The following is a 22,423-nucleotide window of genomic DNA, read 5'->3' on the forward strand; positions in this document are numbered from 1 at the left end:
GAGCGGAGGGGGTGGGATCGATCCCGGTGTTCTGCCCCAGCACCATCCCGGTCAGGGTGCGCAGCAGCCCCTCGTACTGGGCCAGCAGCTGCCGGGTGGCCTCGGGCAGCTGTCCCCGCTGCTCCTCAGACAGGCGGGTCAGGGCGGGCAGGGTCAGCATGGTGCGGCAGGCCTCCCGGGCCACCATCCGCACCGCGTCTCCATTGCGGTAGGAGTCCTTCCGGGCGGCCACTTCCGTAAAGTTGGCGCCATAGTTGTTGATGAGGGCCTGGGAGAGGAACCACACCATCCTGCCGGTATCCCCCCCAAAGATTTCCGCCCCCGACAGGGCCTGGGTCATATACCGCAGATACGCGATACTCTCAGGGGAGGTGACGTACCGGGTATACCTGGCCAGCAGGGCGGCATTGACCTGATCCACCCCGCCGCCGGAGACAAAGGCGCAGGCGGTGCCCTCCAGGGTGGTTTTCTTCATGTTCTGCTCCACCTGGGCGTAATCCACATTGGCCGCCTCGGTTTGGGTAAAGTAGAGGGCGATTTCCCTGGGCAGGCCGATGTAGGTGGTCCCCCGCACCAGGGCGTCGGCCTTGGCCGCCGCTGTATTGGACGTGCGCAGCCCCAGCGCCTGGAAGGCGGCGGACTCGGTCTCCCTGGGGCCCAGGCCCTGCTCCCGGGCCAGGCGCAGGGCGGCGTTGGAGGCCTCCACCGAGCCGCCCGGGCCGGAAATGGCCTTTTCCGCCTGCCGGTGGGCGTAGAGGGTCTTGGCCTGATTCAGCAGTCCTTCCCGCTCCAGCACCAGGGAGGCGGGGGCGCTGATCTCCGCCCCCCGCAGATAGAACCGCAGGCTATCGGCCATGGCGGCAAACTGGTTGCGGACCTGGTCCACCTGGCCCATCAGCCGCTCCTGCTCCTGGATGGCCCGGCTGGACAGCAGCCGGTTGACCCGGTCCCGCCGGGCGTGGCGGCTGTCGCAGACCTGCTGATAGGCCATGATGCGGCCGTTGAGTTCTCCCATCACGTCCATGGCGTGGTGGAGCCCCTGATAGAGCCGGTCGATGGCCTGCTTGTTCTGGGCATAGGCCTCCGGGTTGGCCTCGATCATGCCCCGGTATTTGGCCAGCTCGTCAAAGGAATAGCCGGTGGTATAGGCGGTCAGGCCCAGGCCCGCCTTGTCCTCCTCCGTCTCGTAGGCCTGCTTCATCTCCTGGTTGTCCTGGAGCAGCTGGGCCTCCTCCTGGTCCGCTAGGGCCTCCACGCTCCGGGCGATGATCGCCTGCTCCCGCCGCCGGTATTCCGCCAGCTGGACCTCCAGCAGCGGCAGCTGGCCGTTGCGCAGCTGCACAGAATTGCGGATATATTCCGGCTCGGTATAATAGGCGGCCTTGTCGCAGTTTACCGCCATGGCTCCCATCTGGCTCACCGTCAGCATACTGCAAATGGGGGCCAGCAGATCCAGCTTCTCCTTCAGCAGCGCCTGGCGCATGGGGTCCATGTTCTGGAAGAAGGGGGCGTTGACAGGATCCTTCTGCATGTTCTCATAATAGGTCATCCGGTCGGCGATCCGCTTGAGCCAGGCGGCGTTTTGGTGGATGCTTTCCGGGGTGTACAGGTCGGCGGTGATGTTCACCTCCAGCAGCTCGTCGGTGAACCGCTGCAAATGGGGGGTCCGGCGGGTGACGTCCTTGGAGAGGTAGTCCTCCAAAAAGGCCTGATCCGCCTGCATCCGCTGATCGTCCTCCGGGGAGGCGGGGGCGCCTTTTTTGTTCTTCTGGTAGCCTGTGCAAAAGCTCCGCAGCACCCGGAGGTCTACGCCCTGGGCCACGGCCCGCCGCCGGACCTCAGGGGTGATGGAATTTCCCCGGCCGGTTTCCTGCTTGTCCAGCTGGTGCTGGATATCGTAGGAAACATGGTCGGCATAGGGGCTTTGCTTTTTGGCCAGCTTGGTCTTTTTGGCCTCCTCCCGCTTCTGCTTGTAGGTCTTTTTGGCGGGGGCCTGCTGCTGTACCGGCTGGCCGGGGGCGGCCGCGCGGACCTGGGCCTGGGGCATTTGGGCCTGGGCCCGGGCCAGCAGGGCCACGTTGTCCTCCTGCTGGCGCTGGATGAGGATCTGGATGTGGTCTTCCCGGGCCTCCTCCAGGGTCTGGTCTGGGGCCAGCTCCCAGGTCTGGAGCCGGGTCAGCTCCTGGCGGATGTCCAGCTGCTGCTGCTGTTCCACCTGAAAGACCGGCTGGGCCGGCTGATGCTGCTGGGTTTGCTGCTTTACAGGATCCGGCATGGTAAGTACCTCCTCGATTGGTCAGCCGTCCAGCGGCTTGGCGTATGTAAACGAAACAGGCCTGGCCTGGGGCAGCAGGCCCCGGACCAGGGCGGCGGATGCGGGGGTCACCGCCTGGACGGCCAGGGGAACGTCTCCCTGGTACTTTTCCCGGGCCAGGCCAAAGGCCTGCCGCAGCAGCCCGGCCATGGCGGCGGGGCCAGCCACCCCGGCCCAGGCACAGGCCAGGGTGAGCCGGTCGCAGCAGGACCGGTCGAAGGCCACAAAGGCCAACGCCTTCCCATTCCGCACCAAGGCGCAGCTCACATCCTCCTCGGGGTTGTTCTCCAGCAGCTCCGGTGTCATGGGAGCCCCGTCCTTCAGCGCGTCCCGGGCGGTCTGGGCCAGAACGCTCGGTGACAAGCCGGCAAAGGGAACGCCACCATCTGTGCCGGCCTGTCCCGCAAAGAAGGAGGCGGCGGCCACCTCATCCAGAGTGGTAAAGTAGATGTTCTGCCCCTCGTCATCCTCCGGGGCAAAGCCCATGGCAGCCAGGAAGGGGGCCATAGTCTCATGCTCAGGCAGGGTGACGGTAAAGGACAGGCGCAGCCGGGCCGCCCCGCTGCCGGTCAGCAGGTCCTCCAGCCCCGCCGCCAGCATCCGCCCCACTCCCCGGCGGCGGTGCTCCGGGGAGACGTACAGGGAGTCTATGACGCACCCCCCGTCCTCCAGGTGGGCTGCCAAAGCCCCCAGGGCCAAGCCATCCTCCGTCACCGTCAGCGTGGTGACAGGCTCCCCCGCTTTGATGGCCTCTGCCACCTGGGGCAGCAGCAGCCCGCCGCATACCTCCAGGCTCTCCGGCCCCATCCAGCCCAGTTCCATGGTATATTCCTCCCATCATCATATCCATTGATAAAGTATTGTACCATATCCCGCCGGGCCTTTCCTTAAAAATTTTCTAAAATTAGCTGGTGATTGATCCGGGTGTTTCGTTGACAGAAGGAAATCGGGGGTGCTATAATCGAAGCATAAAATTTAGCACGGCAAAGTATCTTGAAGCTTGTCATGGAATATGGAGGGATCGTTGTGAACCCAGCCAGCTTGAAACGCCGCGTCCTATCTGTTCTACTTTGCCTCTGCCTGTGTCTGATGCTCCTGCCCGCCGGGGCGGGGGCGGCCTCCACCGTCCAGCTGAAACTGGACCTGGAGGTGGACTGGTCCGCTGCCTACACCGAACTGGCCCAGGTCAACGAGCTCCGCCAGGAGGAGGGGCTCAGCCCCCTGATGATGGACAAGGAACTGATGAAAATGGCGGTGCAGCGGGCCGCCGAGATCGCCGTCTACTACAGCCACACCAGGCCCAACGGGGAGGATTGTACCAGCCTCCGGCCCACCGGCTCCGCCTACGCGAAAGGCTTCATGGGGGAGAACATCCTGTGGGGGAACTACGATATCGACGCCGCCAGGGCCACCCAGGTGTGGTACAATTCCCCCGGCCACAAGGCCAATATGCTGAGAACGGAATATAAATCCATCGGCATCGCCTGCGTCCGGGACCTGGCAGGCAACTCCTTCTGGGTGCAAAACTTCTACTCCAACACCGGCACCCCCGAATCCACCCCCTCCTCCGGCACTGTCCGCCAGTTCTTTACGGTGGACACCCTGCCGGAGCACATCAACGTGCAGCTGAGCCCCACCTCCCTCAACATACAGGAGGGGGAGAAAAAGGTGGTCTACGTCTGCAACGGCGTCACCCCCATCGTGCCCACCATCATCCGGACCAGCGACGAGAACGTCACCCGCCTGAGCATGGAGAACGGCGGAGTACTGGTGTGGGCCCAGAACAAGGGTATCGCCACCCTCACCCTGGGCTTTGCCGGGTACAGCGCCACCATGGAAGTCCAGGTAAGACCGCTGCCGGAGGAGATCCACCTGCAGGAGATCTCCCTGTCCTCCTCCACCGGCAGCTTTGAGGTGGAGGTGGGGGACACCCTCTACGCCATGGTGAACTTTATCCCCGTAAACGCCCCCAAATGCGACATCCAGTGGGAGCTCAGCGACCCCTCGCTGGCCAAGCTGTCCTTCACCAACCTCAGCCGGACCAGCGTCTCCATCGAAGGCCTGAAGCCGGGCACCGCCACCCTCACCGCCACCACCGCCCAGCCGGTGGACGGGCGGTACTTCACCGCCTCCGTCACCCTGACGGTGTACGAAAAGGGGGGCGGCTCCACGCCGGAGAGCATCACCCTGTCCGCCTCCGACCTGAAGCTGATGCCCGGCCAGAAGCTCCGGGTCAACGCCTACGTCTGGCCCAGCCGGGCCAGCCAGCAGGTGGTGTGGTCCAGCAACGACCCCGACGAGGTGAGCGTGGATCAAAACGGCGTCATCACCGCCCTCACCAGCGGCGGCGCCTTTGTGTACGCCCGCACCCCCGACGGGGAGCTCTCCGCCAGCGTCAACGTGCGGGTGGACACCACCTACAGCGGCAAGCCCATTTTCTTCACGGATGTGCCCGAAGGCTCCTACTGCTATGACCCGGTGACCTGGGCCTACTGCCAGTACCTGGAGCCCGCGGACGACACCGGCAGCGCTGTGAAATTCGGCGCCGCCAACCCCTGCACCCGCATCGAGATCGTGGAGTACCTGTGGCAGCTCATGGGCAGCCCCAGGCCCAAGGACCTGAACGGCCCCTATTTCACCGACCTGCCCAAGAGCTACAACAACAGCCAGAACTTCGCCATCCAGTGGGCGGTGGAGGCCGGGGTCACCACCGGCACCGGGGACGGCACCACCTTCTCCCCCGACATGACGGTGACCCGGGCCCAGGCTGTGACCTTCCTCTACCGGGCCATGGGCTCCCCCAGCGTGGCGGGGCTGGCCGGGTTCTCCGACGTGAAGGCAGGGGACTGGTACGCCAACGCCGCCGTGTGGGCGGTGAAGGAGGGCATCACCAACGGCACCGGCGGAAACTCCTTCACCCCCAACCGGGACTGCACCCGGGGCGAGATCCTCACCTTCCTCTACCGGCAGTACGGTCAGATCTGAGCATAATCTTGTAAGCAAAGAAGGAATTCCATGCAAGCCCCCAGCCAGTCCCCATCCACCCGGAGGCGCTCCCCTGAGGGGAGCGCCTCCATCAGCAGACGGCTGCTCACCCTGTGCGCCGGCCTGCTGATCATGGCCTTCGGCGTGGCCTTTTCCATCAAGGCCGGCCTGGGCACCTCTCCCATCTCCAGCCTGCCCTATGTGGCCAGTCTCCTCACCCCCCTGACGGTGGGCACCGCCACCATCGTCATGCACTGCGCCTTCATCCTCCTGCAGATCCTTCTGCTCCGCCGCCGGTATCAGCCGGTCCAGCTGGCCCAGCTGCCGGTGGCCCTGCTGTTCGGTTACCTCACCGACTTCGCGGTGTGGGCATTGCAGCCTATTCCCCAACCCGGCTCCTACCCCATGGCCTGGCTGCTCTGCCTGGTAGGCATCCTGCTGGTGGGGGTGGGGGTCAGCTTTGAGGTCAACGCCCGCCTGGTCACCCTGGCGGGGGAGGGCCTGGTGCTGGCGGTGTGTACCGTCTTCGGCCCGCCCTTTCCCAAGGCCAAGATCGGCTTTGACTGCACCCTGGTGCTGCTGTCGGTGATCCTGGGTCTGGCCGGGCTGGGCTATCTGGCCGGCGTGCGGGAGGGCACCGTGGCGGCGGCCATGTGCGTGGGCCTGGCGGCCAAGGCGGTCACCCGGGTGGTATTCCGCCCCGCCCAATCCGAATGAACGGCAAAGACCGGAGATACCCGCCATCACGGCGGCTATCTCCGGTTTTTGTCAGGTAGTTGGTCGGCGGGACCAGTTGGGCGGCAGTCTCAATCGTCCCAAATCGGTTCGGAACAATAAGCCTTGCTTTTAAAATTATTTCTGTCCTGCTTTGATGATTTCAGTTTTTTCAAGAATCGAATTCATAAACTCTTTCTTCCGCGCATCGGTGCATACTTGCTTTTTGACGGGCCTTCCTTTGCAGGATCAACAATCCCAATACAAGCACCGCGGGAAATACCGTTGCGACCAGCAGACCGTTTTTCAAATTGCCGCCTGCCAGTTCAGCAAGACTGCCTACCATAGCGGGACTGACGGTAGCGCCTAAATCTCCGGCCAAGGCCAGAAACGCAAACATCGCCGTACCGCCTTTGGGACATTCCCGCGAAGAGATGCTGATAGAACCCGGCCACATAATACCAACAGCCAAACCGCAAAGAGAGCAGCCCGCAAGGCCAAGAATGGGGGACGCGGTCAAGGAAGCCAGCAGATAGCAACCGGCACACATTGCGCCACAGATCAGCATAATCCTGGTCAAATCAAGCTTCTCACTGAATTTGCCGTACAGCATACGAGAGATACCCATAAACATCGCGAATAGGCCGGGCCCTGCCAGGTCACCCACCATTTTGGAAACACCCAGCGCGGACTCCGTAAAAGCGGATGCCCATTGCGCCATCGTCGCTTCGGACGCGCCCGAGCATACCATAAGTATGATGATAAGCCAAAATAACGGTAATCTGAGCAGTTGACGGACCTTCATACTCTTCCCATCTTCAACCAGCCGTTCAATTGGGCAATTTATGAAGTTCCATGTGTTATAGAGCGGCACCACCGCCCAAATAATCGTAAGGATCTTCCAATGTTCTATGCCAAAGACCGCAAAAAAGATGGTAGAACCTAAAACAACCCCCATTGCGCCCCAGCAAGCGATTTGTCAAGGGTTTTTCCCCCTGAAAAGCACACATTTTGAAAGAGAGGGGCTTAAGCCCCGGCCACCATAAAGCACTGAAGCTGGGAGCCGTCAAGGGTGCCGTAGGCAAGGCGTAGCCGATCCCTTGACGGCTCCCAGCTTCGGTCCTACCAGCAGGGCGTGGGCCCGCTGGAGCGTCCCCCTCGGAGAGCGCACGGCTGCCGTCAGGCAGTACCACCGCCCGCTTGCGGGTGGTGAGTAAGTGCGCCCTTGGTATAATTACTTTCTGGGCAAGGACAACTTGAAAGCGATTTCCTTTATGTGTTACAATAAGAACAGACAGGGCAACAAATCAGAAGTTGTGGAGGCGGCCATTTATGAAAAATAAAATTTTCAAATATATTGGATTGGAAGTTCTTTTATTGCTTGCTTTGATGCTATGTGGAACTATTGTTGTAAAAATATTCAATGTTGCGCTGAAATTGCAGTTTGAAAGCATAGGGACTACAGGGTTTATCGCAGGATTATGCGCTTGGCTTATATTGTTGATTGGCTGGGGCATAAAAGCAGCTAAAACAAAAAGGAACAAGTAACTTCCCATTTGTCGGGGGCCGAATAAGATGGGGCATGGCGCTTCCCGTAGCGCCATGCCCCGTTGCATATATGACTTCTTTTCCTCTGCTGGTTATCACTTTTGCCACAAATGAACCGTCAGCCGATGTAATGCAGTAGGTAGCGTAAACCACCCTTTATACAGTAACTCCCAACAGTAAAAGGAGTGCAGGAGACTCATCATTCCGTCCTTACGCTCGAAGGGACAGGCTTCAACGATGGGGCTCACTAAAACCTCAATCAAACCACTGCCCGCGGCATAGAGCACGACTGAAATCAGAATACCCGCAAAAGGAGCGGAAAGAAGCTCCGGCAGGAATGTCATGGATACAAGACCTGCTGCTGATAACACTTGGGACGCCACCACACAGGCGCGGTATCCAATTTTATCGGCAAATTTGGTAGCAGCAAGATCGATGAACAATTGCGTAACGTAAAAAACCATGGGAATCATCGCTATTTTTTCCAGAGTGATCCCGTAGGTACTCCGAAAGGTTAAAAATAAGAGTGGGGCAAAGTTCGCCGTGATTGCCTGCGTTACAAAGCCAAGATAACAGGCCGCCAGTGTTTTTTTGTAATTTTTTCGCTCTGTCATGATGATCTCCTTCCATGTCAAGCCAGTCCAGCCGGCTTGCATTATATCATCACAGAGCAGTGATACAAAGCCACAAAAGCATCAAAAACAAGCACTATTTACCCAAACAACCCACTTGACTGGGCGCATATCCATAAGCCTCCTTAAATTTGCGGCTAAAATAATTTGCTGAATGAAATCCACAGGCATAGCTGATCTCCTGAAGTGTATTTGTTTTTTCATTGAGCAATCCACACGCAATTTGAAGTCGATATTGGATCAGTGCATCCACAGGGGAACATCCCATGTAAGCAGTAAAGCATCGCCCTGCTTCACTGCGGCTGATGTGAGCGGCGTTGGCAATATCTTTGAGTGTGATGGTTTCCGCATAATGTTCATAAATGTAAGTGAGCATCTTTTGGAGTCGTATTTGACTTTTGATCTGTATGCGTGTGGCTTCGGATTTTGGAAAATGATCCAAATTGCAAAACAGATACTCCAATATGAGGCTTATATTACGCTGTACCGCCAGTTCATAACATCGCGGTTGTTCTCTCAACCAGCGGTAAGTCTCCTGGAGCAAAGCGTTGATTTCACAGCGAGAGTTGTTCTCATGCCGAAATACGACAAAGGGTAATGAATCGCTCCGCGCAATGGGGTGGATATAATTTTGATAAACTGTGCTGTGTTCAGGCGCAATGGCAACACCGGAAAAGAGAATAATAGGTAGCGGATCGGGACGGTCGCCGGACAACTGTCTGACTCTGTGCAAAATATTTCCGTTTACAAATATGCTGTCACCCGCCTCCAGCACGATATGCTGCTGTCCTACCTGGTAATCCAAAACCCCGCTTTCCGCAGTCGCTATTTCAAAGTCAGGATGCCAATGGTAAGGCCCTGCCCAATTTGGTAATTCCGCCAACTCGTCATGATAATAGCTGACAGGAAATTCCGCGGTTTTATGCGGTATTTGTTCACGCAATTGATGGTCCAGTATGATCGGCATCATCTGATCGCTCCTGTATAATTTTTTATAATTCTATCACGTGTTTATACCGTTCTCCACCATATCACAAGCAAAAATATGTACCCTCCCTATGCCCGCTTCTATGCTAATTTTATAATGTCGGCGAGAAGGTATTATAAACTATATTAAGGAAGAAAAATGACGGGTACTCATACGCGAGTACCCGTCATTAAATTTCCTGCCGCGGCAAGTATTTGTTACTTTATATCATATGATTTTAAACTTCCGCAGTACATCAACAACCGCGCCTTTCTTCTTAGAACAGCGGAGAAGGACGCCATCCCCCTTGGGGATCTTGTTATCATTTTACCGCTCTATCATACCGTTTTCCCTCTAATTTGAGCAATATACGGGCCGAAAACTGTTATTACAAACTATTCAACCACATTCACAATCAGTTGTTTTCGCCTCGGATACCGTCAAATCCAGGTCATCAAGGTCCAGCTTCACAGGAATCTTGTCGTCAGGAGCTTTTTTAACCAAACTGACAACCGTCTCCACATGTGTCGTTGCTATGATAGGAACACATAGCGTTTACCTCGTCGGTTGTATCGGAACACAAATCAGCGCATTGTTTCGCAGCCTTACTATTCTTTCTCGGCGGCTTGAAGTTTGCCCCGTCCACACTATTCTCAAATCCGGTCTTATAAATAAATGTTAGCATAGACGGGTCTTTGTTTCCATTTTCATCATACCCCCCGACAATCACTTTTTCAACTATGCTCTCGAAAACATATCGGTCAAAAGTGTTCAGCACTTCGTTCTGCTCCAATGTCTTTCGGAACTCTGAAATGCGTCTTTTCATGGTACTTTCTGTTTCTGCGGATTGCTGCAAATCCTCGCGTTGCTTTTGAAGCTGGTCGATCTGGCTACTCAAATCAAAATACTTTTGTTCGTATGTTTCTTTGTCAATGATTTCTTCAAGCCTCATGTCAACCAACTTTGCCCGCTTCGCGTCCAATGCAGCAATATCCTTTTCTACTTTGGCTAACTGCTTGTTTGCATTACTGTCCGAAAGAGTTTCTTCTGTTCGGGCAATAAATTCGTCTAACACATCTTTGTTATTTTGGCATAGAAGCCGATAGGATTCTATAAATGCCTGTTCAATCGTTTCTTCGGCAATACCTTTACTATCAGGACAAAACTTTTTACCCTTTTTGGTGGCAGTTACGCATTGCCAAATAATCTTGTTATACTGTGAGCCACTATGCCAACTTCGCCTTGTAAGCGTACCTCCGCAAAAGCCACATTCCAGCATACAACTAAAGGCATATTTCCGACTAAACTTTTCACGCTTGCCGTCTGTGCCTAAACGACGCGGCTTTGCGCGACGCTTCAAAATCTCCTGCGCCTTTTCAAACATTTCTTCTGAAATTATGGCTTCATGGTGATCTCGGATATAAAACTGATCTTCTTCACCGAAATTATCCAAACGGCGTTTAGAGATAGGGTCGAGTGTAAATGTTTTCCCCATCAAAATGTCGCCTTTATATTTTTCATTTTTGATTATACCGATAACAGTTGTTTCCGCCCATCGGGTACTGCCGCGTTTTGTCCTATATCCTAAATTTTCAAGCTCATGTGCAATTACAGAACCTCCGGCTCCCTCGATATAGCGTCGAAAGATATACCGTACTATTTCAGCTTCTTCCTCATTGATTGTAATGCTCTTATCCTCTGGGTGATAGTCATATCCCAAACACCCTTGAAACCCGACCAGTTCGCCGCGCTGCATTTTCATTTTCAAGCCTTTTTTAACATTAGCGGAAATATTCTCAACTTCCTGCTGTGCAACAGAACTCAAAATGACAAGTAGCAACTCTCCGTCCATCGTTAAAGTGTTTATATTTTCTTCTTCAAAGAAAACGGCAATACCTTTTTCTTTGAGCATACGAACGTACTTCAACGTGTCCAGCGTATTTCGGGCAAAGCGAGAAATAGACTTTGTGATTATCATATCGACATCACCGTTCATACAGTCGTTAATCAACCGTTGAAAGTCCTCCCGCTTCGTTACCTGTGTACCAGTAATTGCTTCATCTGCATAGATACCAGCCAAGTCCCATTCGGATTTGCTTTTAATCAAGTCAGTATAATGCTGAACTTGTGATTTGTAACTGTTGAGCTGATCTTCACTATCGGTACTCACTCGACAATAGGCAGCAACACGCAGGCGTTTTGTCAAGTTTGTCCTTGCTCTGGACGAAAGCACATTACGCGCTTTTATAATCTCTACGTCTTTCATATCGCTCCTCCTTTTTGTGTTCCTATCATAGTGTTATTATAACACATAGAGAGCAGCAATTCAAGACAGTAGATCGGAAACAATTTTGTAGTCTTTCATCAGACGACTTTTGATTAGGGAATATTCTCTATCAGAAATCAGCTTTTTTTCTAAAAGTTGTTTGAGAAAAGCGAGCTGCATACTATATCGAAGCAAATTGTCTTTCTTCAAAGAAAATCCCCCTTTCCGTAAATAGGAAATGGGCTTTTCATCGGACGGCTGCTGGCAACAGCTCCACGGGAGTTTCACCCCGTCCCATGCTTGTGGGTGCGCCGCGCAATGCTGTGAGGGCGTTCAACGCGGGAGTATCATTGTCCTGCCTGTACGGTCGTCGCCCGCAAGCTGCCACGCTTGCTTTGCGGCGCGGTGTTGTTCGCTCTGCTTTTCCCCTACGGGGAAAAACGGTCATGGCGCACCCGCCGTCCGGCTCGGTACAGGGAGAATGTGTCCGATCTTGCCCTATGCTGCGCCGCCGCTAACTTGCGCCGCTTTCTTTGTCAAGGAGCAAACAGGGCAGATTTACGCAAAGCGGAAAGGGGTTAAACGCTTCGCGTTTACTTATCTGCCTTAAAGGATAGGACAGCCCGCATGAGCTTTGATTGCAGCCGTTCCCGTAAGTCCTCGTCTATGCCGTAATAAGTGTTGCCGCGCTCGTCGCGGATTTTTCGGATAGACAGGTGGGCTATGTAGCTTTGGTAGTGTTGCATGACAATGCTCATGGCTTCCGGGTCGCCCTTTGTCGCGGCTAAAATGACCGGGTAGGGCAATAAGCCGCGCTCGTCGGTGTTACAATTCGTCCCATTCATCGGCGCGTTCCTCCAAGTATCGTTTTAGCAGTTCAAAAGAGCTTGTCCGGCGGTACTGTACTGTGCTGCGGGGTACTTTCATCAGCTCCGCGATCTCAACATCTGTCATGTCGAAAAAGTAGTACAGCAGTACGGCTTGACGTTTTTCGTCCGGCAGGGAGTGCAGAGCTTCGGCAAGCAGTTTCGCAGTGATCTTCAAGCCACCCGCGCAAAAGGCTTCTTCGTCCTCGTTGACAAAATATCTGTCAATGGTATAAAGCTGCTTTTCTTCTTGCGGGGTAAGGTCTGCAAAGCTCACTTCGTGCCGCTTGCGGCTTTTGCGTTCCCGGCAAGCGTCAATCAGTTCGTTGCGTAATGTGCGTTTGCAGTACGCATTAAACTCACATCTCGTTTGCCATTCAAACCGAGCAGGGTAATCCATGTTCTCACCCCCTCTCGTTCCCGGGGGCGGGTTATTTATCCCCTTTCGGCTGCCTTCCACGGACGTGCCGTGTCTATGCCAAATGGAAAAGCAAAGTTTTTGAAAAAACTTTTGAGAACAGCAAAATGCGCCCGCCCGCAAGACGCGGACGAGCGCAAAGGAAATGTAAGCAGTAACTAAATGTATTGACAGTTCATACTCATAGCCGGAATATCCCGCTGGTGGGTAATGGCTTTTTTTGACAGTAAAGCGTTAGGCGGGTTACAGTAAATGAAAATGGACACGGCGATACCTCCAAGATACCGCCGTGTTCCTATAAGTCGTCATTCGTTTGTAAGGGAAACAAAGAAACGGCGGCTTCGATTTTTTCAAAGCCGCCGTTTCAAATAGTCATATAGGCGTGTCAATAGGGCTGCTGCACGACGGCTTTTTTTCTTTTGCCGTCGTCCGGCAGCTTGATAACAGGCTATTCCTCTTTCTGAGGATTATTATAAAACCCAAATGTCACAGAAATGTCCGAGCAACACTAATTTTCGACAAAAAAACAGGCTGAAATGTTACAAAACGCGGAGATTTCAAAAAATATTATGGTGGACAGCCATTTCTGGCTGTCCACCGTATTTCTTGGATATTTCAAACGCTTTATTCGATTTCCCGCAATCTCTCCACAATAGACTTTTTCTGAAGGAGATAAATTGTCGCCTTAGTTATAATTGCTGGCATGATAAGAACGATAACCGCATAGAAAAGTGCAAACCCAATCGGATAAACCCAATGCAGATAGCTCATTCCTATGCTGTTCAGACCACAAATCAGAATAAACCCTAAAAATCCACCTGCTAAAAAGGTGATAATGATATTCCATACAGCAATCAGTCCGGCCTCGCATTGTACCATGCGATTAAGTTGTCGCTTTGTCATGCCAATAGATTGTAAAACAGACAATTCCTGCTTTCGGGTCATAACATTTGTTACCAGCGTATTGATAAGACTAATCAGGCTGAACATCATAATAAAAATGCTAATGCCAATAATCGAGGTTAAAAGTGTGCTATACATTCCTGCGTTGTTGTTGATAGAATCCCTCAAAGTACGCATTTGTAGATCATGTGAACTGGAAACTATGGAATTTAATTGTTGCGTGATTTCTGCTTCTTTGGAATCCCATTCAGTCGAAAGAAGTACCTCTGAATTGATATTATATCCCTCTGCCAGCATGGCACGAATAAGCTCATCCGGCATTAAAAACCATCCAGATGCGCCGAGCGCAGTAAAACACTCTGGATCGTTGTATGCTTTCTCGTTTGAAATTTCACCGCCTATGGTAAATACATCTTCACGATATTCTGTACCGTCAAACCATTCAAATTTTATAGTATCACCGGGCTGAAATTTCCAACCATAAATTTCTTCTACTGCGTCATTTTTTAAGACAAAGATTTCTTTGTCTTTTACAATGTCTGAATAATTATCGTTTGTTGTTTCCATGTATTGTGATAGATGCGCAAATTCTTCTTCTGTAAATGGAACGATAAAATCTTCATCTCGGCGGCCATTATATTCAAATGTGCAATATAGTTTTTCAAATGGTATTATCTCGTTTACTCCGCTTACTTGAGATACCTCCTGCATAAAAGTATCATTAAGAGGATTGTTGACTTGTACTCCTGCATACCCCAGTTCATTTACCTGTGCTGCATTTTCGGATAAATAAACTCGTATTTCTCCGTACTCCATAATCCCGTTTCTGGCGTATGCCTCTTGACTGAAAGAGGTCAAAAAGGTAGAACCGACCATAAAGATTGTGCCACTGATTGCCAGGGAGAAAGAGGTCATTAGAAACTTTTTTCTATTGCGTGAGGTGTTCATTTTTGCCATTGAAAGAGGTGTAATTTTTCTGGACATGTGCATAGGTGGCTTGCAATTCTGTAATGACCCGTTTGTCCTATACGCTTCAATAGGAGATACCTTTCCTGCAATTTTAGCGGGCTTACTGATGGAATATAAAACGGCGATGTACTCCACAAAAATAATCAGACCGCCCCAAATGAGAAGGTTCCTCCATGACCATCCCTCGACATTGAGAATCCCTGCAAAAATGGAGCCAACGGCTAACCCCAATGGTGCGCCTATGCAAAACAGTAAAGTTCCCTCTCGCTTTACGATTCGTTTTATCTGTTTGCCAGTAGCCCCGATTGTTCTCAACTGCCCAAATAATTTAATACGGTTAATGATAGAGATGTAGAAAATACTGTATATCACGATCACACCAGCAAACAACACTACAAGTCCGATACAAAGGGCAATCAGCATATTTTTCGGATTAAAAGTCAAGGACTGGACAAAAGCACTGTTTTCTCCGATACTTGGACGGTCGATGTTACAATCGGCTCCGATTGCATGAATGGTATCGAGAAATTCCTCTGCTGTCATACTTCTGGCGTCCTGTATTTGTGCGGCAGCTACAAATAGAGTATCTTTCAACTGACTTCCCCGTTCTGCATACTGTTCAGAGAAATAGATGGGGTACACATCAGATGTGGAGCCGGTATCTGTAAGGCCGGAAAGCACAAAAGATTCTTGCGTCCCGTCATAAAAAGAAAAGGAAATTGTATCACCAATTTTTAGATTTTCACCAATGCGATCTAAGTAAGAAACATCAACAGCAACCTCATTTTCAGCCATAGGGTATTGTCCATCTGAAATTTCAACACTTTGAATTTTTCCCTCGGATTGTTCAATATACATCGGCCAGATCACATAATTTTCTATTTCAGAACGCTTGCCGTATTTTGTTACCCTCATTTCTGAAATCCGACTGTCTTGCCGGAGCGTATCACATTGCTGCTCTGTAATATCATAAAAAAATACCTGCTGCAATTTTTCCAACTGCCGACTATTTGCAGTCTGCATAGACGCAATATACAGAGCCAACCCGGACATCAATGCAACGGAAAGTAAAATTGTCATGACAATCAAAATGTTTCTCATTTTTCCAGCCTTTAAGCTGTTTTTTGCCAGCTTCTTTGTAATGGTGCTGGTATCATTTTCAAACGGCCATGTCATAGTATTCACCCCCATTAGCCTACGATTTTCCCGTCCTCAATGCGGACAATCCGATCAGCAAGGCGGGCAATATCGTTATTGTGGGTAATCATAACTACGGTTTGATGAAATTCCGTGCTGGTTCGTTTAATAAGCCCAAGAACATCTGCGCTGGTCTTGCTATCAAGGTTTCCGGTAGGTTCATCGGCAAGAATAATCGCTGGTTTGGTAATCAAGGCGCGGGCAATCGCTACACGCTGCTGTTGACCGCCGGAAAGGTGGTTCGGCATATTTTTCAGCTTGTCGTCCAGTCCGAGCATATTCACGACATTATCCATAAATCGTTGGTCTGCCGTATCTCCGTCTAACTCTATGGGAAGCACGATATTTTCATATACATTCAGAATGGGAACAAGGTTATAGTTCTGAAAGATAAAGCCGATATTTCGGCGGCGAAAAATCGTAAGCTGTTCATCGTTCATCTTTGATAAGTCTTTGTCCCGCACAAAGACGCTGCCGGAAGTGGGCGTGTCCAGCCCGCCTATCATGTGCAGCAAGGTAGATTTGCCGCTGCCGGACGTACCGACAACCGCTACAAACTCGCCATCGTCTACGGAAAAATTCACTCCGTCAAGGGCGCGGGTAATATTCGGTTCTTCACCATAATATTTTTTGAGGTCAACCGTCTGTAAAACTCTCATATCTTAAACTCCTTTCAAGGCTTCCTGCCTGTTGATAAGGATAGTATAAAACTCAAATGTCACAGAAATGTCCGCGTCAATAAGAAATCCGATTGAAAAACACGCTGAAATGTTACAAAGCGCGGACATTTCAAAAAGAAATTGTGGCGGGCAGCTTCAAAATGCTGTCCGCCACCAGCTTAACGCAAAGGAAGCATAATAGAAAAAGCAGAGCCGTTTCCTAATTCCGATACAACCTTAATGTAACCGCCTTGTTGCGCAATAATTTCACGCGCCAAATATAAGCCAATACCGACGCCCGGTTGTTCATGTACTTCTTCTTCACGATAGAAGCGACGGAAGATCGCCGCCTGGTTGCTTTCGGAAATGCCTTTGCCTGTATCAGCAACTTTAATCTCTACATACATTTCCCATTCTTCGACGGTTACGGTGATTTTGCCGCCCGCTGGCGTATATTTTACTGCATTGTCCAACAGGTTAAAAAGGGCTTCGGCTGTCCATTTGCTGTCATGGGCAACCGTCAAATTTTCGGGACAATCTACGGAAACGCCAATTTGCTTTTTTTCAGCAGCATACACAATCCCACTCATGGCTTGGGCGACAGTATCATAAATATGTCCCGGTTTCTTTTCCAAACGTATCACGCCTGTTTCCAATCGTGAAGTTTTTACAAGGGCTTGAAAAAGGAAATCCAGCTTGTCCGTCTGGCTGCAGACTCCCTTAATAAAATCAATTCGCTCGGCTTCCGTTACCGGCCTTGTTAGCAACGTATCTGTTACCATTTTCAAATTACTAACAGGCGTTTTTACTTGGTGAGAAATATCCGATACAAGGGTTTGTAATTCCTGCCGTTCCTCCTCCACCTTGCGGCGGTTTGCCTGCATAATCTGATAAAGACGAGTTAGGCGGTGATTGATACGGGCAAAGAGGGTTTCGCTGTTGTCTGTCGGTTTCGGTTCCTCGTCGCCATCCATCATATTATCAAGGGTTTTGCATAGTTCAGAAGTAAATAGGGAAAGCCGTTTTCCGAAAGCCTGCGTCAACACAAAGAGCCATACAAGGGCGCAACCGATAAGCGCGGCTCCTACTATCAATACCGCGACTTCAAGCGTTAAAGAAAATAAGATAAGCGTGATCGCTGTCATGGAGAGCAGCAGCCCAATACAAATCCATAGAAACAGACGCTTAACAGAGAGAGGACGGGTTTTCATTTTGCTTCGCCTCCCGTCCATTGATAGCCCATGCCGTATATCGTCTTGATATAGGGCGTGCCGCCATCTGCTTCAATTTTGCTGCGAATACGGCTTACTGTCGTTGTCAACGTATGCTCGTCAACAAATTTTTCGTCTATGTCCCATAGCTTTTCTAAAAGCTGTCCGCGGGTTAAAACCTGTTTGGGATTTTTGCGAAACAGGTTCAGCATTTTATATTCCATCGGGGAAAGCGTCAAAGGTTTCCCGTTCAAAGAAGCTGTCTGCTCCGAGAAATCAAGAAACAGCCTACCGTCGTCGTAAATATCCTTTGCGGGTCTATGATGTTCCAGCATAGAGAACATGGCTTTGATTTTCCGCTGCAAGGCTCCTATGACAAAAGGCTTGGTAATATAATCTACCGCGCCCACTTCGTAACCGCGTATTTGGTCGCTTTCTTGATCGTTTGCAGTTAGAAAAATTACAATCGTGTCCGGGTGTTCCGGCTTAATCAGTTTGCATAAATCATACCCGTTTCCGTCCGGCAGGTTAATATCCAGCAGGACTAAATCAAATTCCCTTGAACTAAGGGCTTGTGCCGCTGTCCTCGCATTTAGGACGGACGTTATTTCATATCCGTCCGCTGTCAAATTGTAGGAAAGCATTTTATTCAAAAAGCTGTCGTCCTCAACAACTAAAACGTGTTTCATAACCTCACTTCCTTTCTTTTTGGTAGTATATCAAGAAAATGTCCGCGAAATGTTACAGCGGACATTTTCTTATGTTTGATTATATGAGAACAGGAAAGCCAAAGTTTAATTAGACCAGATTGGTGGTAGTAGGTAGTAGACAGTCCAATAAACCAGAGATTACTTTTTTCTCTTAAATGGGGCAATAAACAGTACAATCATTATTAAAGCATATACCCCATAAAGAATATATGTTATTGCATTGCTCCAAGGGAAACTTGCCTGTGGATTGTTCAAGGCAATAAAGATAAAAACAATCGCAATTACCAACATAATGACGGCAATAATTCTTGAATATTTCTTGGTCATACATTTCTCCTCTTAAATTGATTTTTATGCGGCTCATTTTTCGACAAATAAGGCTTTGTTGCCATTGTATTTCTTATTTTATCTTCTCTAATTATACGCGTGTCTTGTTTTCACACAAATGGGTCAACGTATGAAGCTGTCTTTTCCATATCCATCACTTTGTATTTCGGTCATTATCTTTTTTCTTTTTTTCCTCTCGATATTTCCGAATGATTTTATTTCTAACGGGAATACCAACACCAATAAGCAAAACAACAGCTAAAATTGTAAAATCCATACCGTTCACCTCACATTTCTTTGTTCTTCATAATCCGAATAGAAAACAAGATCGATACCGCATACATAACGACGACAAGCACAATCACAAGTACAATAAGCAGCACAGGAGAGTTACTAAGCGTAGTGATAATTGAGTTGTCCATAGGTATTTTAGGGAGCAAAAACAACGTCGCTAAAAACCCAGCCACCGGGATATACATAAACACGCGACCTTTGATAGAGCCGAACTTATAATATCCGGGGATTTGAAACACTGTATAAAGTGCAAATAGGAATAAGCCGCCAATAGCTGCGCTGATAATGTCGACCTTTTCAACGGTTTCACCTATTACACGCAATACAATCGGTTGAGTAATAAGTGAAACAACAAGAGCAAGTGCCCCCAACGCAAGAACAAAAAGATAACGACCAATCACCATTTCACTTTTTTTAACAGGCAAAATACCATATAGACGCTCCATGCTATTCTTTTCTGTGATAGAAAATGTATAACCCGTTGTCATGGCAATAAAACACATAGCGAAAGAAACACCCGTCAATATAGAACGGTTGATTGCCGCAAAAGCGATAGGAAGAAGCATAGTAAAACCAATCACTTTGAAATACGGCCTTACAAGGGAAAAATCCAGTTTTGTGGCTTTCAACATATTACTCATAATCTTCACCTCTCTTGCTTGTAAATACAACAATTTCGTCAATGGTTGCTGGCTCTATATCCAAAGTCGAAAATGCTGCAACATCTTCGGTTTTGACCAGAGCTTCAAAACCTGTTGGAAATGTGCGGACACCAACCGCCTTTCCTTTAAGATCGGCAGATAGTTCATTCGTTCCTCCCTTGACAATGCGGAACATATCTACAAAGTCATCTTTGCTTCCGCTAAAGAACAGTTCGCCATAACTGATATAAGTTATATAGTCGGCAGCACGTTCCAAATCTCCTGTTATATGCGTAGAGAATAAAACACTGTGTTCTCCGTCCTCGATATATTCCGAAAGGATTTGCAGTAGTTCATCTCTGGAAACAGGGTCAAGGCCGCTGGTAGGTTCATCTAAAATCAATAGCTTTGCGTCGTAAGAGAATGCACAAGCAAGCATTAACTTCATCTGCATACCTTTTGAAAGTTCTTTGACTTTCTTATTTGTAGCGATATGGAACTTCCGTAGCATTTCAGCAAATCGCTCCGTATTCCAGTTCGGGTAGAAAACAGAAATAGACTTTTCGACCTGCGTTATTTTCCAATCGTCGCTGAAATAGTTGGTATCAAACACAACGCCAAGTTCTGCCTTTGCTTTTTGCTCGTCAATGATATTGTCAAGACCCATGATTTTAATTTCGCCGCTATTGCGTTTGAGCATATTCAAAATGAGTTTGATAGTGGTTGTTTTACCGGAGCCGTTCGGTCCGATCAATCCCATAATGTAGCCTTTTGGTAGAGTAAAAGTAATGTTGTGAAGCTGAAAGCTGTCAAAAGATTTCGACAAGTTTTTTACCTCTAAATAATCAGTCATCTGCATTCGCCTCCAATAAAACATCTAAAAGATGATGTAGTTCTTTGTTAGATAGGTTAGCAATTTTCGCTGCTTTTATAGCTTCTGTCAAACTATTTTCTACTTTACAAATTAGTTGCTCTTTCATTAGTTCGGAACCGCTACCCAGCACAAAGCAGCCCTTACCTTGAACATTCTTGACAAATCCCTCTTGTTCCAGTTCGGTATATGCCTTTGTAACCGTTAATACGCTGATTTTCAAATCCTTTGCCAATGTTCTTAGGGAAGGTAGCGTTTCTTCTGCTTGAAGATCTCCCGACAAAATCGCAGCTTTCACTTGTTGTTTAATTTGTTCATAGATGGGTACACCCGACATATTAGATATTATTAGCTTAATTGTCATCACCCTCCCGCTGTTCTTGCTGTTATGTTGTTCTGTATAACAGTATAACACATGGCTTGGAAGATAGCAATACTTTTCAAAAAAATTCACAATCGGTCTTGCAAAAGTTTACAATCGACATTCGCATAAGTTGTGGGTAAGAAGTCTGCAAGAATAATAGGAATTATTTAAGCCAATACTATGAAATGTGTAGACGTATCTAAAAAGAAAAGTGAACTGTAAAATGTAATAGGGTGAATTGAGAATGGCAAGGCGACCAATACCATTGTATGATTTTAAGGCTTTCGGGGCAGCCATAAAAGCCGCGAGAAAAGAGTATAAAGAGAGCCGCAAAAAGGTTTGCGACGAGTTATATATTTCCCCGCGCTACCTTACAAATATCGAGAACAAGGGACAACAACCGAGTTTGCAAGTGTTCTATGACCTTGTAACGCGGTATCATATTTCGGTAGATCAATTTTTCTTTCCGAACAGCGACGCGGAAAAATCCACCAATCGGCGGCAGCTTGACGCGCTGCTGGACGGTATGAGCGATAAGGGCATACGGATTGTAACCGCAACGGCAAGGGAAATTACGGAAGTCGAAAAAGAGTAAGTACAAAGCAAAACAGGCAAAAGGACGCTATGGAAACGTATTGTTTCTATGGCGTTTTTCTTTTTTTGCGGAAGTGTTCGGCAAATCTGCGCTTTCATCGTGAGAGAATACGAAAAGATGAATAGCAAGCATAGGAAAGGGGTACCCTTTCCGTATTTTCGCCCTCTGCGCCCTGCGGCGCGGCGGCTGAAAATTGCTTGTTGGGAAGTGTCCCAAACCCTCTTTGCAGGGAGAAAGGAGCGCGGCATGAGCGGCAGGAAACGGACGGTGCAAATCAAATTCAGAGTAACCGAGGAAGAACGGGCATTGATTGAGCAGAAAATGAAGCTCGTCCCCACCCGGAACATGGAAAGCTATCTGCGGAAAATGGCAATCGACGGGTACATCATTCAGATAGACCATAGCGACATAAAGGCTATGACAGCAGAGATACAGAAAATCGGGGTCAATATCAATCAGATAGCGCGGCGCGTCAATGCGACGGGCAGCGTCTATAAAGAGGACATAGAGGAAATCAAGGGGGTGCTTGCGGAGATATGGCGGTTACAAAGATTAAACCTGTTAAAAGCACGTTGAGCAAAGCCCTTGACTATATCCAAAACCCGGATAAGACGGACGGGAAAATGCTTGTGTCCTCTTTCGGCTGCTCCTATGAAACGGCAGACATTGAGTTTGCCTTTACCCTGTCCCAAGCGTTGGATAAGGGAAACAACCTCGCCCACCACTTGATACAATCCTTTGAGCCGGGGGAAGTTGATTACGAAAAAGCCCATGAGATCGGGCGGCAGCTTGCCGACGCGGTAACAAAGGGGCAGCATGAATACGTCCTTACGACGCACATTGACAAGGGGCATATCCATAACGTACGCCCGGATAGGGCAATGAGAAAAGCAGTAGAAGGTACTGCCCCGTAAGATAACACGGGAAACAACCGGCCTAACCGAAAGGCGAAAGCTGACACGGGAACACAGT

At 49.7% G+C, this 22,423-nt stretch carries 23 protein-coding genes and 1 pseudogene; 6 read left to right on the forward strand and 18 right to left on the reverse strand.

Features of this window, described 5'->3' with window-relative positions:
* Together H6B51_RS11350 and H6B51_RS11355 are read right to left on the reverse strand one after the other, a co-directional pair.
* Nucleotides 1–2,275, reverse strand: a 2,275-nt coding sequence (locus H6B51_RS11350; protein WP_204883801.1) for a hypothetical protein, incomplete at its 3' end; no start/stop codon positions are given.
* Nucleotides 2,276–2,296: 21 nt separating this feature from the next.
* Nucleotides 2,297–3,136 carry a GNAT family N-acetyltransferase gene (locus H6B51_RS11355; RefSeq protein ID WP_204883802.1) on the reverse strand — a complete coding sequence of 280 codons (840 nt, stop codon included), beginning with the start codon at nucleotides 3,134–3,136 and terminating at the stop codon, nucleotides 2,297–2,299.
* Between the two features lie 204 nt (nucleotides 3,137–3,340).
* Between H6B51_RS11355 and H6B51_RS11360 the strand changes: the two genes are divergently transcribed.
* Together H6B51_RS11360 and H6B51_RS11365 are read left to right on the forward strand one after the other, a co-directional pair.
* Nucleotides 3,341–5,299, forward strand: coding sequence for an S-layer homology domain-containing protein (locus tag H6B51_RS11360; RefSeq protein WP_204883803.1), 1,959 nt, complete (start codon nucleotides 3,341–3,343; stop codon nucleotides 5,297–5,299).
* 30 nt (nucleotides 5,300–5,329) lie between these two features.
* Entirely contained in the window at nucleotides 5,330–6,016 is a 687-nt protein-coding gene (locus H6B51_RS11365) for a YczE/YyaS/YitT family protein (RefSeq protein WP_243421266.1), read from the forward strand.
* A gap of 169 nt (nucleotides 6,017–6,185) precedes the next feature.
* On the opposite strand, the gene H6B51_RS11370 is transcribed toward H6B51_RS11365, so the two are convergent.
* A complete protein-coding gene (locus H6B51_RS11370) occupies nucleotides 6,186–6,971 on the reverse strand; it encodes an MFS transporter (protein WP_204883804.1) in 786 nt (261 codons plus the stop codon).
* Between the two features lie 374 nt (nucleotides 6,972–7,345).
* On the opposite strand from H6B51_RS11370, the gene H6B51_RS11375 reads away from it, so the two are divergent.
* Nucleotides 7,346–7,561 carry a hypothetical protein gene (locus tag H6B51_RS11375; protein ID WP_178178193.1) on the forward strand — a complete coding sequence of 72 codons (216 nt, stop codon included), beginning with the start codon at nucleotides 7,346–7,348 and terminating at the stop codon, nucleotides 7,559–7,561.
* 95 nt (nucleotides 7,562–7,656) lie between these two features.
* On the opposite strand, the gene H6B51_RS11380 is transcribed toward H6B51_RS11375, so the two are convergent.
* The 15 genes from H6B51_RS11380 to H6B51_RS11440 form a co-directional block, all read right to left on the reverse strand.
* A complete protein-coding gene (locus tag H6B51_RS11380; protein ID WP_335342149.1) occupies nucleotides 7,657–8,175 on the reverse strand; it encodes an MFS transporter in 519 nt (172 codons plus the stop codon).
* 94 nt (nucleotides 8,176–8,269) lie between these two features.
* Nucleotides 8,270–9,163 (reverse strand): helix-turn-helix transcriptional regulator, encoded by an 894-nt coding sequence (locus tag H6B51_RS11385; protein ID WP_243421267.1) that lies wholly within the window; start codon nucleotides 9,161–9,163, stop codon nucleotides 8,270–8,272.
* Between the two features lie 493 nt (nucleotides 9,164–9,656).
* Nucleotides 9,657–11,426 carry a recombinase family protein gene (locus H6B51_RS11390; RefSeq protein WP_204883805.1) on the reverse strand — a complete coding sequence of 590 codons (1,770 nt, stop codon included), beginning with the start codon at nucleotides 11,424–11,426 and terminating at the stop codon, nucleotides 9,657–9,659.
* A gap of 60 nt (nucleotides 11,427–11,486) precedes the next feature.
* Entirely contained in the window at nucleotides 11,487–11,714 is a 228-nt protein-coding gene (locus H6B51_RS17805) for an SHOCT domain-containing protein (protein ID WP_371922842.1), read from the reverse strand.
* Nucleotides 11,715–12,019: 305 nt separating this feature from the next.
* Nucleotides 12,020–12,271 carry a helix-turn-helix domain-containing protein gene (locus H6B51_RS11395; RefSeq protein WP_204883806.1) on the reverse strand — a complete coding sequence of 84 codons (252 nt, stop codon included), beginning with the start codon at nucleotides 12,269–12,271 and terminating at the stop codon, nucleotides 12,020–12,022.
* Nucleotides 12,252–12,692 (reverse strand): RNA polymerase sigma factor, encoded by a 441-nt coding sequence (locus H6B51_RS11400; protein WP_204883807.1) that lies wholly within the window; start codon nucleotides 12,690–12,692, stop codon nucleotides 12,252–12,254. Before H6B51_RS11400 ends, H6B51_RS11395 begins: the two co-directional genes overlap by 20 nt.
* A gap of 642 nt (nucleotides 12,693–13,334) precedes the next feature.
* On the reverse strand, nucleotides 13,335–15,758 hold the full coding sequence (locus H6B51_RS11405) for an ABC transporter permease (RefSeq protein WP_204883808.1): 2,424 nt from the start codon (nucleotides 15,756–15,758) through the stop codon (nucleotides 13,335–13,337).
* A 14-nt stretch (nucleotides 15,759–15,772) separates the two neighbouring features.
* A complete protein-coding gene (locus H6B51_RS11410; RefSeq protein ID WP_204883809.1) occupies nucleotides 15,773–16,438 on the reverse strand; it encodes an ABC transporter ATP-binding protein in 666 nt (221 codons plus the stop codon).
* 179 nt (nucleotides 16,439–16,617) lie between these two features.
* Complete coding sequence (locus H6B51_RS11415) at nucleotides 16,618–17,649, reverse strand: sensor histidine kinase (RefSeq protein ID WP_204883810.1); 1,032 nt, start codon at nucleotides 17,647–17,649, stop codon at nucleotides 16,618–16,620.
* Nucleotides 17,646–18,338, reverse strand: a complete 693-nt coding sequence (locus tag H6B51_RS11420; protein ID WP_204883811.1) for a response regulator transcription factor — start codon at nucleotides 18,336–18,338, stop codon at nucleotides 17,646–17,648. Before H6B51_RS11420 ends, H6B51_RS11415 begins: the two co-directional genes overlap by 4 nt.
* A 159-nt stretch (nucleotides 18,339–18,497) precedes the next feature.
* Nucleotides 18,498–18,686 carry a hypothetical protein gene (locus tag H6B51_RS11425; RefSeq protein WP_009270766.1) on the reverse strand — a complete coding sequence of 63 codons (189 nt, stop codon included), beginning with the start codon at nucleotides 18,684–18,686 and terminating at the stop codon, nucleotides 18,498–18,500.
* A gap of 154 nt (nucleotides 18,687–18,840) precedes the next feature.
* Nucleotides 18,841–18,963, reverse strand: coding sequence for a hypothetical protein (locus H6B51_RS18145; RefSeq protein ID WP_009270767.1), 123 nt, complete (start codon nucleotides 18,961–18,963; stop codon nucleotides 18,841–18,843).
* 10 nt (nucleotides 18,964–18,973) lie between these two features.
* Nucleotides 18,974–19,621 carry an ABC-2 transporter permease gene (locus tag H6B51_RS11430; RefSeq protein ID WP_009270768.1) on the reverse strand — a complete coding sequence of 216 codons (648 nt, stop codon included), beginning with the start codon at nucleotides 19,619–19,621 and terminating at the stop codon, nucleotides 18,974–18,976.
* A complete protein-coding gene (locus H6B51_RS11435; protein ID WP_204883812.1) occupies nucleotides 19,614–20,474 on the reverse strand; it encodes an ABC transporter ATP-binding protein in 861 nt (286 codons plus the stop codon). The genes H6B51_RS11430 and H6B51_RS11435 overlap by 8 nt, the downstream gene beginning before the upstream one ends.
* Nucleotides 20,467–20,850 (reverse strand): GntR family transcriptional regulator, encoded by a 384-nt coding sequence (locus H6B51_RS11440; RefSeq protein ID WP_204883817.1) that lies wholly within the window; start codon nucleotides 20,848–20,850, stop codon nucleotides 20,467–20,469. The genes H6B51_RS11435 and H6B51_RS11440 overlap by 8 nt, the downstream gene beginning before the upstream one ends.
* Nucleotides 20,851–21,100: 250 nt before the next feature.
* On the opposite strand from H6B51_RS11440, the gene H6B51_RS11445 reads away from it, so the two are divergent.
* The 3 genes and pseudogenes from H6B51_RS11445 to H6B51_RS11455 form a co-directional block, all read left to right on the forward strand.
* Nucleotides 21,101–21,451 (forward strand): helix-turn-helix transcriptional regulator, encoded by a 351-nt coding sequence (locus tag H6B51_RS11445; RefSeq protein ID WP_204883813.1) that lies wholly within the window; start codon nucleotides 21,101–21,103, stop codon nucleotides 21,449–21,451.
* A gap of 246 nt (nucleotides 21,452–21,697) precedes the next feature.
* Entirely contained in the window at nucleotides 21,698–22,027 is a 330-nt protein-coding gene (locus H6B51_RS11450; RefSeq protein WP_087150793.1) for a plasmid mobilization protein, read from the forward strand.
* A pseudogene (locus tag H6B51_RS11455) lies at nucleotides 21,988–22,314 on the forward strand (relaxase/mobilization nuclease domain-containing protein); the annotation flags it as partial. The gene H6B51_RS11450 and the pseudogene H6B51_RS11455, both read left to right, overlap by 40 nt.
* Between the last annotated feature and the right edge of the window lie 109 nt (nucleotides 22,315–22,423).

The organism is Pseudoflavonifractor phocaeensis, assembly GCF_016901955.1.
In the GTDB taxonomy this organism is placed as follows: Bacteria; Bacillota; Clostridia; order Oscillospirales; family Oscillospiraceae; genus Flavonifractor; species Flavonifractor phocaeensis_A.

Bases quoted from the DNA above. Each gene is read 5' to 3' on its own strand.
- H6B51_RS11355 (WP_204883802.1), bottom strand. From the start codon at position 3,136: ATGGAACTGGGCTGGATGGGGCCGGAGAGCCTGGAGGTATGCGGCGGG.
- H6B51_RS11365 (WP_243421266.1), top strand. From the start codon at position 5,330: ATGCAAGCCCCCAGCCAGTCCCCATCCACCCGGAGGCGCTCCCCTGAG.
- H6B51_RS11370 (WP_204883804.1), bottom strand. From the start codon at position 6,971: ATGGGGGTTGTTTTAGGTTCTACCATCTTTTTTGCGGTCTTTGGCATA.
- H6B51_RS11375 (WP_178178193.1), top strand. From the start codon at position 7,346: ATGAAAAATAAAATTTTCAAATATATTGGATTGGAAGTTCTTTTATTG.
- H6B51_RS11380 (WP_335342149.1), bottom strand. From the start codon at position 8,175: ATGACAGAGCGAAAAAATTACAAAAAAACACTGGCGGCCTGTTATCTT.
- H6B51_RS11385 (WP_243421267.1), bottom strand. From the start codon at position 9,163: ATGATGCCGATCATACTGGACCATCAATTGCGTGAACAAATACCGCAT.
- H6B51_RS11390 (WP_204883805.1), bottom strand. From the start codon at position 11,426: ATGAAAGACGTAGAGATTATAAAAGCGCGTAATGTGCTTTCGTCCAGA.
- H6B51_RS11395 (WP_204883806.1), bottom strand. From the start codon at position 12,271: ATGAATGGGACGAATTGTAACACCGACGAGCGCGGCTTATTGCCCTAC.
- H6B51_RS11400 (WP_204883807.1), bottom strand. From the start codon at position 12,692: ATGGATTACCCTGCTCGGTTTGAATGGCAAACGAGATGTGAGTTTAAT.
- H6B51_RS11405 (WP_204883808.1), bottom strand. From the start codon at position 15,758: ATGACATGGCCGTTTGAAAATGATACCAGCACCATTACAAAGAAGCTG.
- H6B51_RS11410 (WP_204883809.1), bottom strand. From the start codon at position 16,438: ATGAGAGTTTTACAGACGGTTGACCTCAAAAAATATTATGGTGAAGAA.
- H6B51_RS11415 (WP_204883810.1), bottom strand. From the start codon at position 17,649: ATGAAAACCCGTCCTCTCTCTGTTAAGCGTCTGTTTCTATGGATTTGT.
- H6B51_RS11420 (WP_204883811.1), bottom strand. From the start codon at position 18,338: ATGAAACACGTTTTAGTTGTTGAGGACGACAGCTTTTTGAATAAAATG.
- H6B51_RS11425 (WP_009270766.1), bottom strand. From the start codon at position 18,686: ATGACCAAGAAATATTCAAGAATTATTGCCGTCATTATGTTGGTAATT.
- H6B51_RS18145 (WP_009270767.1), bottom strand. From the start codon at position 18,963: ATGGATTTTACAATTTTAGCTGTTGTTTTGCTTATTGGTGTTGGTATT.
- H6B51_RS11430 (WP_009270768.1), bottom strand. From the start codon at position 19,621: ATGAGTAATATGTTGAAAGCCACAAAACTGGATTTTTCCCTTGTAAGG.
- H6B51_RS11435 (WP_204883812.1), bottom strand. From the start codon at position 20,474: ATGACTGATTATTTAGAGGTAAAAAACTTGTCGAAATCTTTTGACAGC.
- H6B51_RS11445 (WP_204883813.1), top strand. From the start codon at position 21,101: ATGGCAAGGCGACCAATACCATTGTATGATTTTAAGGCTTTCGGGGCA.
- H6B51_RS11450 (WP_087150793.1), top strand. From the start codon at position 21,698: ATGAGCGGCAGGAAACGGACGGTGCAAATCAAATTCAGAGTAACCGAG.